Source organism: Actinoplanes aureus, from assembly GCF_015704865.1.
Classification (GTDB): Bacteria; Actinomycetota; Actinomycetes; order Mycobacteriales; family Micromonosporaceae; genus Actinoplanes; species Actinoplanes aureus.
Genome location: NZ_JADQTO010000008.1, coordinates 39,865 through 52,726 on the forward strand (window position 1 = coordinate 39,865; position 12,862 = coordinate 52,726).

At 70.7% G+C, this 12,862-nt stretch carries 12 protein-coding genes; 5 read left to right on the plus strand and 7 right to left on the minus strand.

Translation table 11 applies throughout. The features are described from left to right. The first annotated feature begins 1 nt into the window (after nucleotide 1). Entirely contained in the window at nucleotides 2-1,222 is a 1,221-nt protein-coding gene (locus I4J89_RS18495; protein WP_196415235.1) for an MFS transporter, read from the plus strand. Here the strand turns inward: I4J89_RS18495 and I4J89_RS18500 are convergent. Beyond that, nucleotides 1,185-1,715 (minus strand): TetR/AcrR family transcriptional regulator, encoded by a 531-nt coding sequence (locus I4J89_RS18500; RefSeq protein ID WP_196415236.1) that lies wholly within the window; start codon nucleotides 1,713-1,715, stop codon nucleotides 1,185-1,187. The genes I4J89_RS18495 and I4J89_RS18500 overlap by 38 nt on opposite strands. A gap of 64 nt (nucleotides 1,716-1,779) precedes the next feature. On the opposite strand from I4J89_RS18500, the gene I4J89_RS18505 reads away from it, so the two are divergent. Next, entirely contained in the window at nucleotides 1,780-2,181 is a 402-nt protein-coding gene (locus I4J89_RS18505) for a nuclear transport factor 2 family protein (protein ID WP_196415237.1), read from the plus strand. A gap of 86 nt (nucleotides 2,182-2,267) precedes the next feature. Here the strand turns inward: I4J89_RS18505 and I4J89_RS18510 are convergent, their stop codons facing one another. From I4J89_RS18510 to I4J89_RS18520, 3 genes are read right to left on the minus strand one after another with little or no spacing between them, the layout of a single operon-like run. Continuing rightward, nucleotides 2,268-3,011, minus strand: a complete 744-nt coding sequence (locus I4J89_RS18510) for a succinate dehydrogenase/fumarate reductase iron-sulfur subunit (protein ID WP_196415238.1) — start codon at nucleotides 3,009-3,011, stop codon at nucleotides 2,268-2,270. Beyond that, entirely contained in the window at nucleotides 3,011-4,954 is a 1,944-nt protein-coding gene (locus I4J89_RS18515) for a fumarate reductase/succinate dehydrogenase flavoprotein subunit (RefSeq protein WP_196415239.1), read from the minus strand. The genes I4J89_RS18510 and I4J89_RS18515 overlap by 1 nt, the downstream gene beginning before the upstream one ends. Nucleotides 4,955-4,956: 2 nt before the next feature. Next, the gene (locus I4J89_RS18520; protein ID WP_309238367.1) at nucleotides 4,957-5,622 is read right to left on the minus strand and encodes a succinate dehydrogenase cytochrome b subunit; all 666 of its coding nucleotides are present in this window, start codon (nucleotides 5,620-5,622) and stop codon (nucleotides 4,957-4,959) included. Between the two features lie 146 nt (nucleotides 5,623-5,768). On the opposite strand from I4J89_RS18520, the gene I4J89_RS18525 reads away from it, so the two are divergent. The 3 genes from I4J89_RS18525 to I4J89_RS18535 all read left to right on the plus strand — a co-directional run bounded on the left by I4J89_RS18525 (nucleotide 5,769) and on the right by I4J89_RS18535 (nucleotide 9,622). Next, nucleotides 5,769-6,698, plus strand: a complete 930-nt coding sequence (locus tag I4J89_RS18525) for a LysR family transcriptional regulator (RefSeq protein ID WP_196415473.1) — start codon at nucleotides 5,769-5,771, stop codon at nucleotides 6,696-6,698. Between the two features lie 339 nt (nucleotides 6,699-7,037). Further along, nucleotides 7,038-7,796 (plus strand): class I SAM-dependent methyltransferase, encoded by a 759-nt coding sequence (locus tag I4J89_RS18530; RefSeq protein ID WP_196415241.1) that lies wholly within the window; start codon nucleotides 7,038-7,040, stop codon nucleotides 7,794-7,796. 107 nt (nucleotides 7,797-7,903) lie between these two features. Then, entirely contained in the window at nucleotides 7,904-9,622 is a 1,719-nt protein-coding gene (locus I4J89_RS18535) for a substrate-binding domain-containing protein (protein WP_196415242.1), read from the plus strand. Here the strand turns inward: I4J89_RS18535 and I4J89_RS18540 are convergent. From I4J89_RS18540 to I4J89_RS18550, 3 genes are read right to left on the minus strand one after another with little or no spacing between them, the layout of a single operon-like run. Further along, a complete protein-coding gene (locus I4J89_RS18540; protein WP_196415243.1) occupies nucleotides 9,619-11,052 on the minus strand; it encodes a phytoene desaturase family protein in 1,434 nt (477 codons plus the stop codon). The genes I4J89_RS18535 and I4J89_RS18540 overlap by 4 nt on opposite strands. Further along, the gene (locus I4J89_RS18545) at nucleotides 11,049-12,128 is read right to left on the minus strand and encodes a glycosyltransferase family 2 protein (protein ID WP_196415244.1); all 1,080 of its coding nucleotides are present in this window, start codon (nucleotides 12,126-12,128) and stop codon (nucleotides 11,049-11,051) included. The genes I4J89_RS18540 and I4J89_RS18545 overlap by 4 nt, the downstream gene beginning before the upstream one ends. Continuing rightward, complete coding sequence (locus tag I4J89_RS18550) at nucleotides 12,125-12,859, minus strand: carotenoid biosynthesis protein (RefSeq protein WP_196415245.1); 735 nt, start codon at nucleotides 12,857-12,859, stop codon at nucleotides 12,125-12,127. The genes I4J89_RS18545 and I4J89_RS18550 overlap by 4 nt, the downstream gene beginning before the upstream one ends. Nucleotides 12,860-12,862: the final 3 nt, after the last annotated feature.

A 12,862-nucleotide genomic window follows, 5' to 3' on the forward strand; every position in this document is an offset into this window, starting at 1 on the left:
GATGCGACGCAACAGCGCACTGTTCGTACTGATCTCGCTCTTCTCCGGCTTCGGCGGCAACGCGATGACCCTCGCCGCCGGGGTCTGGATCGTGGATCTGACCGGCTCCGCCGCCCTCGCCGCACTCGCCGGGCTCGGCATCTACGCACCCAGCCTGGCCGCGCCCTGGCTCGGTGCCCTCGTCGACCGGTTCCCGCGCCGCCCGCTGCTGATCGCCACCGATCTCCTGGTCGGCGCCGCGCTGTGCAGCCTGCTGACCGTCCACTCGACCGGCCAGGTGGCACTGATCTATGCGGTCCTGCTGGTCCGCGGCATCGGTTACGTCCTGCTGGACGCCGGTGAGACCGCCCTGCTGCCGGCCGCCCTGCCGCGGGATGCGCTGGGCACCGTCAACGGCTGGCGCTCCAGCGCCCAGGAGGGCATGAAGCTGCTGGCTCCGCTCGCCGGCGCCGCCCTCTACGCTTGGCGCGGCCCGGTCCCGGTCGTCCTGCTGTGCGCGGTCCTGCCCCTGGTGACCGCCCTCCTGTACGCCCTGGTCGCCCTCAGACCGGCCGCCACCGCCCCGCCGGCCGAGCACGAGCCCGCCGGCCTCGGATGGCAGTCGGTCAAGGCCGGTGTGCGCACGCTCTGGGATGGGCCGATGCGGGTTCCGGTCGCGGTCGCGGCAGTGGCGATCGGCGTCTCCGGTGTCACCAACGCGGCCGTGCTGTCCCGTGTCGTCGACGGGTTGCAGCTGCCCGCCACTCACCTGGGAATTCTCGCCAGCGTTCAGGGCGCCGGCTCGATCGTCGGCGGCGTCCTGGTCGGCCGGTTGCTGTCCCGGATCGAGGCCACCCGGGTGGCGTCGCTCGGCGCGGTGCTCTTCGCGTTCGCCTGCGCGGCCTGGTGCCTGCCCTGGTGGCCGGCGCTGATCGCGGGCAGCTTGCTGGCCGGGCTGGGCCTGCCGTGGACGTTGATCGCCGCTCTCACCGCGATCCAGACCGGGACGCCGGACCACCTGCTGGGGAGGGTGGCCGCCACCGGGAACATGGTCATGTTCGGCCCGATCGCTCTGACTCTCCCGCTCGGTTCGGCGCTGGTCCTGCTGGGCAGCCGCGTGCCACTGCTGCTCGGCATGGTGGTGGTCCTGGCCACTGGTCTCCTCGCGATCACCAGGCGGCCGGTGCCGGCCGACCGGCTGACGGTCACGACTGAGCGCGCAGACCGGCGAAGACGACGGTGAGAGTGCGTCTCTGCAGGTCTTCGTCCCAGCCGCTGTGCAGGGCGCCCTGACAGACGCTCACCAGCAGGGCCATCACCTCGGGCAGCCGGATTCCGGTGTGCACCGCACCGCTGGCCTGCGCCTCGGCCAGCAGGGTGCCGACGGCGCTCTCCAGATGACCGACGGCCTCCGCCAGGCGGATGTCGACGGGCAGCAGGTCGACGACGGTCTTCTTGGCCGCCGCCTGGGCCACCACATGCGTGAAGAAAGCGAACAGGTCGTGCTCGGCGGCCTCCTCGACCAGCCTGGCTAGCAGCCGTTTCATGATCGCGGCGAGCAGGTCGTCCTTGGTGGGGAAGTGCCGGAAGACCGTACCGATGGCGACTCCGGCGCGGCGGGCCACCTCCTCGGTCGAGGCGGTGGGTCCGAGTTCGGCGAAGACGGCCTCGGCGGCGTCCAGGATGCGTGCCCGGTTGCGCGCGGCGTCGGCGCGCAGGGGCGGCTCCTCTAGCAAGTTGAGTCTCCACTCACTATTGTCGGATAAATCGAGTGCTGACTCATATTACGAGGAGACTGCCGTGACACCGAGCGAAATCTTCGACCGGATGCGCGCCCACTGGCTGGCCGGCCGGTCCACCTTCGACGCCGAGCTGCTCGCCGACGACGTGGTGATCGAGACGCCGTTCGCAGCGCCCGGCCGGCCGAGCCGGACCGAGGGCAGGCAGCGGGTGCTGGAGTACACCGAGGCGGGCCGGGCGTCGTTCCCGGTGCGGTTCGACGACTGTCGCAACGTGACGATCCACGAGACCGCAGACCCGGAAGTGATCGTCGTCGAGTACGAGCTGGCCGGCACCCACACGGGCACCGGCGTGACCGCCTCCGCGCCGTTCATCGCGGTGCTGCGGACCCGGGACGGCAAACTCGCACACTGGCGGGAGTACCAGCACACCCTGGCCATCGCCGAGGCGATGGCCGGCTGAGCGAGGGAAAGCATCCGCCGATACCGGTGGGCAAGAGCCGAAACGGGTGCCCGGCACGTCGTTGTGCCGGGCACCCGGGTTCATGATCAGTGCTTGCTGATCGCCTTGCGGTAGTCGCTGTTGAGACGGCCGATCAGGCTGAGCGGGATGCCCTTGGGGCAGACCTCGGCGCACTCGCCCATGTTGGTGCAGCCGCCGAAGCCGGCGTCGTCCTGTGCCTGGAGCATGTCGATCACCCGGGTGTCGCGTTCCGGCTGGCCCTGCGGCATCAGGCCGAGGTGGGTGATCTTCGCGGCGGTGAACAGCATCGACGAGCCGTTCGGGCAGGCCGCGACGCAGGCGCCGCAGCCGATGCAGGTGGCCGCCTCGAACGCGGCGTCGGCGTCCTTCTTGGGCACCGGGGTGGCGTGCGCGTCCGGCGCGGTGCCGGTGGGGGCGCTGATGTAGCCACCAGCCTGAATGATCTTGTCGAACGAGGTCCGGTCGACGACCAGGTCCTTGATCACCGGGAAGGCGGCGGCGCGCCACGGCTCGACGTCGATGACGTCGCCGTCCTTGAAGTGCCGCATGTGCAGCTGGCAGGTGGTGGTGGCCTTCTCCGGGCCGTGCGCCACGCCGTTGATGACCATGCTGCACGCGCCGCAGATGCCCTCACGGCAGTCGTGGTCGAAGGCGATCGGGTCGTCGCCGTTGAGGATCAGCGTCTCGTTGAGTACGTCGATCATCTCGAGGAACGACGCGTCGGGGGAGATGTCCTTCACGTCGTAGGTGACCATCTGCCCGGCGGAAGAAGGGCCGGACTGACGCCACACCCGTACCTTGATGTCCATTACTTGTAGCTCCGCGTGCTCGGGTGGACGTACTCGAAGTTGAGCTCTTCCTTGTGCAGGGTCGGCTTGCCGTCGGCGCCGAAGTACTCCCACGCCGCGGCGTAGCTGAACTCGTCGTCGTGGCGCAGGGCCTCACCGTCCGGGGTCTGCGACTCGGCCCGGAAGTGGCCGCCGCAGGACTCCCGCCGGTGCAGGGCGTCGATGCACATCAGCTCACCGAGCTCGAGGAAGTCGGCGACGCGGCCGGCCTTCTCCAGGTTCTGGTTGAGTTCCTCGCCCTTGCCGGGCACCTTCACCCGGGTCCAGAACTCCTCCTTGAGCGCCCGGATCAGGCCGACCGCCTTGGTCAGCCCCTCCTCGGAGCGCTCCATGCCGCAGTACTCCCACATGATCTGGCCGAGCTCACGGTGGAAGGAGTCGACGGTCCGGTCGCCGTTGATCTCCAGCAGCTTCTTGATGCGGTCCTCGACCTGCTTGCGTGCCTCGACGACGGGCGCGTCCTGCTCCGAAAGGGAAGGGAACGGGCCGGCGGCGAGGTAGTTGTTGATCGTGTTCGGCAGCACGAAGTAGCCGTCGGCCAGGCCCTGCATCAGCGCGGACGCGCCGAGCCGGTTGGCGCCGTGGTCGGAGAAGTTCGCCTCGCCGATCACGAACAGGCCGGGGATGGTCGACTGGAGGTCGTAGTCGACCCAGAGGCCACCCATCGTGTAGTGCACGGCGGGGTAGATGCGCATCGGCGTCGCGTACGGGTCCTCGCCGGTGATCCGCTCGTACATCTCGAAGAGGTTGCCGTACTTCGCCTCGACCGCCTTGCGGCCCAGCCGCTTGATCGCGTCCGCGAAGTCCAGGTAGACGCCGAGACCACCGGGGCCGACGCCACGGCCCTCATCGCAGACGTTCTTGGCGGCACGCGACGCGATGTCCCGGGGCACCAGGTTGCCGAACGACGGGTAGATGCGCTCCAGGTAGTAGTCGCGGTCTTCCTCCGCGATCTCCGCAGCGGGCTTCTGGCAGTCGGCCGCGCGCTTCGGCACCCAGACCCGGCCGTCGTTACGCAGCGACTCCGACATCAGGGTCAGCTTCGACTGGTGCGAGCCGGACTCCGGGATGCAGGTCGGGTGGATCTGCGTGTAGCAGGGGTTCGCGAACAGCGCGCCCTTGCGGTGCGCCCGCCAGGACGCCGTGACGTTGCAGCCCTTGGCGTTGGTGGAGAGGAAGAAGACGTTGCCGTAGCCACCGGAGGCGAGCACCACGGCGTCGGCGAATTCAGTGGTGATCTCGCCGGTGACCATGTCCCGCACCACGATGCCGCGGGCCTTGCCGTCGACGATGATCAGCTCGAGCATCTCGTGCCGGGCGTTCATCTCGATGTTGCCGAGGCCGATCTGCCGCTCCATCGCCTGGTACGCGCCGAGCAGCAGCTGCTGACCCGTCTGGCCCCGGGCGTAGAAGGTCCGGGACACCTGGGTGCCACCGAACGAGCGGTTGTCGAGCAGGCCGCCGTACTCGCGGGCGAACGGGACGCCCTGCGCCACGCACTGGTCGATGATGTTCACCGAGACCTGGGCGAGCCGGTAGACGTTCGACTCGCGGGCGCGGAAGTCGCCGCCCTTGACCGTGTCGTAGAAGAGGCGGTAGACGGAGTCGCCGTCGTTGCGGTAGTTCTTCGCCGCGTTGATGCCACCCTGCGCGGCGATCGAGTGCGCCCGCCGCGGGCTGTCCTGGTAGCAGTACGACTTGACCCGGTACCCGGCCTCGGCCAAGGTGGCCGCGGCCGAGCCGCCGGCCAGGCCGGTGCCCACCACGATGACGGTCAGCTTGCGGCGGTTGGCCGGGTTGACCAGCTTGGCGGCGAACTTGCGGCGCTCCCAGCGGGTCTCGACGGGTCCGTCCGGCGCCGCCTTGTCGACGACCGGCTCGCCCTCGATCCAGAAGTCATTCATGATCAGTCCACCAATCCGGTCAGCACCGCGAACGGCACCGAGAGGTACATCGCGACCAGGGCCAGGGCCAGGAGCGAAGCGGCCGCCTTGGCCCGCCGCTCACCGTGCTTCGTCTGCTGGCCCAGCGTGCGGACCGCACTGAAGATGCCGTGCTGCAGGTGCAGGCCGACCGCGATGATCGAGACGGTGTAGAAGAGCGTCACGTACCAGCGGTCCGGCGCGAAGTCGGCGATCACGTTGGCGTGCGGACGCGAGCTGTCGCCGACCGGGTTCAGGTGACCGGTGGTCAGGTCGAGCAGGTGGTAGATGATGAAGAGCAGGACCAGCACGCCACCCCAGCGCATCGTCCGGGCGGCGTAGCTGCCCTGGATCTTGGGCCGGTGCGCGTACTTGACGGGCCGGGCCTTCTTCGCCCGCACGGTCAGTACCGTGGCCGACCAGATGTGCGCGAGGACGGCGACCAGCAGGCCGACTCGCATGATCCAGAGGAACCAGACGTCCGGGAGCAGGGGCGTGCCGATGGTGCGGAGCCAGTGCGCGTAGTGGTCGAAGTCCTCGTTGCCGACGAAGATCTTCAAGTTGCCGGCCGCATGCGCGAAGAGGAACAGGACCAGAGCGATACCACTGACCGCCATGATCAATTTGAGGACGACCGACGAGGGTCGCACCGACTTCCGCGGAGCGGGGCGTGCCGTCGCGCCCGCTGCGTTGGTCGTCTTCGGAATAGGAGTGTCTACCGCCACAACTTGGACCGTATGAACTCCGGGGCCATTCGTCTAATGCATGATCGGACGGGGTTCCATAGCTATAGTCTATTACCGTGCAGCTGCAACAACTCCGGTACTTCGTAGCGGTCGCCGATACCCGACATTTCACTCATGCAGCGGACATTTTGGGCGTCTCGCAACCGACCCTGAGTAAGCAGATTCACACCCTTGAAACTTCACTCGGCACGCCGCTGTTCGAACGGGTGCGAGGCGACGTAACCCTCACCGTAGCTGGTGAAACGCTGCTCCCGCTGGCACAGCGGATGGTTGCGGACGCCGACGCGGCGCGGGAGGCCGTGCAGGACATCGTCGGCCTGCGCCGCGGCGAGGTACGGCTGGGCGCCACCCCCAGTCTCTGCTCCTCCCTTGTGCCGGCCGTGCTACGGACCTACCGTGCCGACCACCCCGGCATCCAGTTGTACGTCAGCGAGGGCAGCTCGCAGGACCTGATCGCCGATCTGCTCGCACACTCCCTCGATCTGGCCCTGATCGTGCATCCCGAGCAGGGCGTCGACCCGGCCCTGGAGGCCACCGAACTGCTGCGGGAGAGTCTGGTGGTGGCGTCGGTGGCCGACGGGCCGCCGCCGACGGTGGCGCGCCAGCTGGATCTGGTCGAGCTCCGGCACACGCCGATGGTGATGTTCCGGGCCGGCTACGACATCCGCGACGTCACCCTCCAGGCCTGCGAGCGGGCCGGCTTCACCCCGAAGTTCGCGGTCGAGGGCGGCGAGATGGACGCGGTCCTGGCCTTCGTCGAGGCCGGGCTCGGGGTGGCGCTGGTGCCGAGCATGGTGCTGGCCAACCGGCCGCTGCTGCGGGCGACGCCGCTGGCGCCACCCGGCATGCGCCGGACGATCGCGATGGCGCAGCGGCGGGGCGCGGTGCTGCCACACGCGGCGGCCGCGCTGCGCGAGGTGCTGCTGGAGCACATCCGATCCGGTGAGCTGCCCTTCGGAGTATCCGTCCACTTCGGGTAGTGAGCGTTTCATACAAACGCCGTGGTCGAGGTCTGCTTGCCGGTCACTGTCCTTTTCGGTACGAGTGACCGGCGTCTTGCCGAAGCCGACCCGTACCCGCCCTCCCCGCGCGAGCCGAGCTGTCCGTCCCGGCCACACCGCGGCCGCCGGGAAACACCGATCCGTTGCGGTACGGCCGGGCTGTTTCCCGGCGGTCGCGCTGGGGCGGTGAGGGGCAGCCGGGCTCGCGCCGGGAGAGCGGGGACGGAGTCGGCTTCGGCGGGACGGCGGTTACGCGTACCCCGAATGAGCGGAACCGGCGGGCAGACCTCGACCCAGGAAGGGGTCTAGCATCCGAGCGTGTGGCATGGCGAGTTCCGCGATCCCCGGCTGGTCGAGGTCTATGACGCCGAATGCCCCTGGGGCTGGGACGACGACTTCTTCATGGCGGTGCTCGCCGAGCGCACCGCGCCCCGGGTCCTCGATCTCGGCTGCGGCACCGGCCGCCTGGCGATCGCGATGGCCGCCACCGGACACCAGGTCACCGGCGTCGACCCGGCCCGGGCCGCCCTCGACGCCGCGCGACGCAAGCCTGGTGCGGCCCGGGTGCGATGGATCGAGGGCTCGGTCGAGACGCTGCCGGCGAATTCGTTCGACGCCGCGTTCCTCACCAGTCACGTTTCGCAGTTCATCGTCGGTGACGAGGAGTGGTCCGCTGCCCTGCACGCGCTGCGCCGGGCCCTGGTCACGGGCGGGCGGCTGGTCTTCGACAGCCGGGATCCGGCGAGCCGCCACTGGGAGAAGTGGAACCCGGAGGACTCCCGGCGCTCCATCGTGCTGGACGACGGCGCGGTGGTCACGGCGTGGAGCGAGGTCACCTCGGCCGGCGCTGACGGTGTCGTGTCGTTCACCCAGCACTACCGGTTCTCCGACGGCCAGCATCTGACCAGTTCAGCAGCCATGCGGTTCCGGACCGAGGAGGACCTGCGGGATTCACTGTGGACGGCCGGGTTCCGGGTGGACCGGATCTACGGCGGCTGGGGACGGGAGCCGGTCGGCCTCAGTGAGGACGGCGAACTCATCGTGATCGCGAACGCCGAAATCAGCCCAAGATCGTGATCTTGTAGACCAATGTGCCAGATCTGGCAGAAGCCCCGGAAACCATTGCGAAACGTGAATCCAGGATTAGGATCCGCACCCATCGGCCTCGACCTGGATGAGGTGGCATGTCCGACAACGAGTGGCCAAGGCAGTTGCCCGCACCGGGCCACGGCGAGTGGAACGAGCCGGAGCACGGTCCGCGCCGGATAGTGCTCTCCGCCGTCCTGGTGCTGGCCGTCCTGCTGACCGCCGGCGGGGTCGCCTGGCAGCTGATGCGCAACGGCTCCGGGCAGCCGGCCGCCCAGTCCAGCGCGGCACCGTTACCGTCGGCCACCGGACCCAGCGTCGCGCCCTGCCCTGATCCGGAGCTCCGGGTGGTCGCGGCCCCCGAGATCGAGCCGGTGATCCGCGAGGCGGCCGCCACGCTCAACCCCGCCGGGCAGCGGTGTGCCCCGATCACCGTGCAGGCCCAGGAGCCGGGCGCCACCGTGCAGGACGCGCGGAAACCCGACGTCTGGGTGCCGTCCAGCAGCGCCTGGCTGCGGATCGCCGCGGACGGTGCCGCCTACTCGGTGGCGGGCAAGCCGGTCGCGTACTCGCCGATTGTGCTGGCCGGGCCGGAAGGCATCGGCCGGCTGTACGCCGAGGACGGCAACAGTTCCTGGACCGGCCTGATCCAGAGCCTCACCTCGGACCGGATACCCAGCGTCACCATGCCGGACCCGTTGACGACCACGGTCGGCCTGCTCAGCGTGCACGGCGTGCACACGGCGACCGCCCGTACCACAAAGGACGCCGGGATCGCCCAGCTCAAGGCACTCACCCTGCGCAGCCGGATCCAGGAGTCGACCGCGGACCCGGCCACCCTGCTCCGCCGGATGGCCGAGCAGCAGGACAACACCACCGCGGCGTACGACATCGGCGTCTTCCCGGTGGCCGAGCAGCAGCTCCGGGCGTATCAGAAGGCCGACCGGGGAGTCCGGCTGATCGGAGCCCCGCCGGTCGACGCGCGGGTGGAGGCCGACTACCCGTACGCGGTCCGCAAGGGAGCCGACCAGGCGCTCGCCGACAAGCTGCGCGCGGCGATCAGCAAGCAGGCGGTGACCGCCGCCGGCTTCCGTGACCAGCCCACCGCCGGAGTGCTCGGCCTGCCGGACACGGCGGCCCGGCTGCTCGGCCCGGCTCGCCAGTGGTCGCAGTACCAGAAGGTGGCGTTCCAGGTCCTGCTCCTGATCGACTCGTCCGGATCGATGAACGAGCGGATCACCGACCGGGGCGGCCGGGCCACCACCAAGGCCGCGCTGCTGCGCGAGTCCGGGTCCATCGCCGCCGATCTCTTCGACGACGAGGCGACGGTCGGGATGTGGTATTTCGGCAGCACCGATCGCAACGGTCCGGCGCACACCGAGCAGCTCGGGCTCGGGCCGGTCACCAGCACCGTCAACGGCAAGACCCGCCGTCAGGCGCTGGTCGACACCATCCGCTCGTACCGGCCGGCGGCAAACGCCGGAACCCCGCTGTACCAGGCGGTGCTCGACGGGGTAGGCACCATGCGGACCCAGGTCAAGCCGGAGACGGCGACCGTCGTGGTGGTGCTCACCGACGGTGCCGACGGTGGCACCCGGTTCGCCATGTCCAATGCGGAGTTCCAGAAGCGGCTCGCCGCCGGTCACGACCCGGCGAAGGCGGTGCCGATCATCGCGGTCGGGTACGGCCCGGACGCGAACATGCCCGCGTTGCAGGGCATGGCCAAGGCCACCGGCGGCAAGGCGATCGCCGCCCGGAACCCGGCCGACCTGGCCTCCGCGATCGCGCAGGCGTTCCTGGCCGCCCATACCTCCTAGGACGGGCCGATCTGGTCGGCGACGATGCCGGCGGAGAGGGTGACCATCGGCAGGCCGCCGCCCGGGTGGGCGGAGCCGCCGACCAGGTACAGGCCGTCGACCGGGCCGCGGTTCGCCGGCCGGAGCAGCCCGCCGGCGGTGCCGTAGATGGCGCCGCCGGGCGCGGCCGTGGCCTCTGCCAGGTCGGCCGGCGTACGCGTCTCGGCGAACGCCAGCCGCCCCCGCACGTCCAGCCCGCGACCGGCCAGCAGGTCCAGCAGGTGATCGCGGTACGCCTCCGCGAGCCCCGGCCGCCGCCAGTCCACAGCGGACCAGCCGGTGCCGTGGCGCGGCGCGTTCACCAGGACGAACCAGGCCTCGTGCCGGTCCGGCCGCACCGCCGGGTCGGCGGCCCGGGTCACGAAGATCGCCGGATCGTCGACCGGCCGGGCCCGCCGCGCGTCCGACCCGAAGATCGCGTCGAACTCGGCGTCGTAGTCGCGCGGGAAGAACACCGTGTGGTGCGCCAGCTCCGGGGTCTCGCCGCGCACTCCGAGCAGCAGCACGAACCCGCCCAGGCTGCGGTCGGCCAGCCCGGCCAGCCGCCCCGGGCTGGGCAGCAACTCCCGGTAGAGCGTCACCGCGTCCGCATTGGAGACGACGACATCGGCCGGTACGAACGCACCCGACGCCAGGCGCACTCCGCGTACCGCCGTGTCCGCCTCGATCGCCGCGACCGGGGAACCGAGCTCCACCCGTACGCCCAAAGATCGGCATCGGTCGTGCAGGGCCGCCGCCAGCGTGCCCAGACCGCCCGGCAGATACCAGCCGCCGTAGTTCAGCTCGGCGTACGGGATCGCCGCCAGCGCCGCCGGCGCGCGGCGCGGATCGGTGCCGGTGTAGGTGGCGTAGCGATCGAGCAGCATGCGCAGCCGCGGATCGCGCAGATACCGCCGGCCCAGGGCGCGCAGCGACCGGCCCGGCGCGATGGCCGCCAGGTCGCCGAGCCGCCAGGAGAGCCGGGCCAGCGACGCCGCGGTCACCGGACGGCGCAGCACCGACTCGTAGGAGGCGCGCCAGATCCGCTCGGCCCGGCGCCAGAAGCGGTCCCAGTCGGCGGCGGCCCCGGCGCCCAAGGCCGCGCGGATCCGGTCCAGGAAGATCTCGTGCGAGGAGGACGAGTCCAGGACGGTGCCGTCCGGGAAGACGTGCCGGACCACCGGGTCCAGCGGTTCCGGCCGCAGGTCCAGGTCCAGGTCGGCGAAGACCTGCGGCAGCGTGAGCAGGCTCGGGCCGGTGTCGAAGCGGAAGCCGTCCCGTTCGTACACGGCCAGCTTCCCGCCGACGGTGCCGGACCGCTCGTGCACCACCACCCGGTGTCCGGCGGCGGCCAGGCGGGCGGCCACGACCAGGCCGCCGACGCCGGCCCCGATGACCACGATCTCGCTCATCCCGACATGATCCTCCGGCCGCGCCAGACGAGCCGGCCCCGGCGCCGCAGATGGAACGAGCGCACCACCAGCCACCCGAACAGCACCACCGACACCGGATGCGCGACGGCGTCCGGCCAGGCCCGTCCGCCGGTCGCCGCCGCACTGATCACGCGCCCGGTCACGCCGAGCAGGTAGGCGGCTAGCGCCCACCAGCCGGTGGGCAGGAGGGCGAGCGGCAGCACGTACAGAAAAAGAAGAAGGACCACGACGGCGGCCGCGCCCGCCACCGAGCCGAACGACGCCCACAGCGACTTGCCGTAGCCGTCCGCCAGTTCGGACCAGGACTCGTACATCCGGCAGGTGGCCAGGCGGGAGCCGTCGGCGAGCGCGATGCGCCCGCCGGCGCGTTTCACCGCGCGCGCCAGGCCGATGTCCTCCAGGACGTCGTCGCGCACGGCGGCATGGCCGCCGGCCCGCCGGTAGCCGGCCCGGTCCACCACCAGCCACTGGCCTCCCGCGGCGGCCAGCGACGGCCGCGGCGAGCGTTCCATGCCGCGCAGCGGCAGGAAGGTGAGCCAGGACCACTGCAGCAACGGTTGGACCAGGCGCCCGGCACCGACGATCCGGGGGTACGGCGAGAGCAACGTGACCCGGGCACTCCGGAGCAGTTCCACCGCACCGGCGATCGCGTCGGGTGCCAGCACCACGTCGGCGTCCACGAAGACCAGTACGTCGGCGTCGCCGGCCTGGTCCGCGAGCCGCGCGCAGGCGTTCGGTTTGCCGAGCCAGCCCGGCGGTGGTGGGGTGCCGGTGTGCAGCCGCACCCGGTCGCCGGCCACCGCGCGCACCACGTCCGCCGTGCCGTCGGTGGAGCCGTCGTCGAGGACGTGGATCGTCAGGTCCGGCACGCCGCGTTGAGCCAGCAACGACTCCAGACAGGGCGTGACCCGCGCGGCCTCGTCGCGCAGCGGCAGCAGCACGGCGATCCGCTCCGATGTGGACGCGCTTCGGCGTGGGCGGCGCAGCAGCAGCGCGTTGCCCGCGGTGTGCGCGGTGAGCAACAGCAACGGCACCAGGAAGAACCAGGCGATCATGTGCGGAGCTTCAGCAGGAGGGGGAGGACCGCGGCGCCCATCAGCACCCCGCCCCAGACGGCGGAGGCGGGCAGATCGAGGAAGACGGCGTGCGCCAGGACCGAGGAGAAGTAGGTCCAGAGCCACAGGGCGTACATCGGTGTGTCTTTTTTATCGGTTTTTGAGGTGATTGTCATCGACAGAGCCGTCATCAGCAGCAGCGCGAACCCGAGCCAGCCCAGATAGTTGCTGATCGGGATGCCGGGCAGCCCCGGCAGCGCCGGCACCGGATCGTGCCAGCGCCAATAGCCCTCGGCGACCATCTGCGGATCGAGGAAGAGATCCCAGGCGGCCAGCCCGGCGGCGGCGAGCGCGATGCGCGCCGCCCGGCCGCGCACCACCCGCACCGCGGCCAGCCACGCCGGCCAAGCCATCCAGGTCCAGGCCAGGGGAATGATCAGGGGTACGCCGAGCAGCCGCGGACCGAGCTCGCCGGAGTAGTCGTAGGTCCCGAACGGGAAACCGGTCGCCACCCCGATCGCCTCGACCGCGAACCCGCCCAGCCCGGCCGACGCGACCAGTGCGGCGGCCGCCGTCGTCCCGCGGCTCAGGAAGGCGTGCGACACCGAGAGCAGAACCCCGACCAGTACGGTCGCCACGGTCAGCCCGGCGCGGACGTCACCGGAGGTGAGCGGATAGCAGATCTGGGCCAGGATCAGGACACCGAGCAGCGTCCAGGGAACCGCACGCACCTC

Bases quoted from the DNA above. Each gene is read 5' to 3' on its own strand.
- I4J89_RS18495 (WP_196415235.1), top strand. From the start codon at position 2: ATGCGACGCAACAGCGCACTGTTCGTACTGATCTCGCTCTTCTCCGGC.
- I4J89_RS18510 (WP_196415238.1), bottom strand. From the start codon at position 3,011: ATGGACATCAAGGTACGGGTGTGGCGTCAGTCCGGCCCTTCTTCCGCC.
- I4J89_RS18540 (WP_196415243.1), bottom strand. From the start codon at position 11,052: ATGAGCGAGATCGTGGTCATCGGGGCCGGCGTCGGCGGCCTGGTCGTG.
- I4J89_RS18535 (WP_196415242.1), top strand. From the start codon at position 7,904: ATGTCCGACAACGAGTGGCCAAGGCAGTTGCCCGCACCGGGCCACGGC.
- I4J89_RS18545 (WP_196415244.1), bottom strand. From the start codon at position 12,128: ATGATCGCCTGGTTCTTCCTGGTGCCGTTGCTGTTGCTCACCGCGCAC.
- I4J89_RS18515 (WP_196415239.1), bottom strand. From the start codon at position 4,954: ATGAATGACTTCTGGATCGAGGGCGAGCCGGTCGTCGACAAGGCGGCG.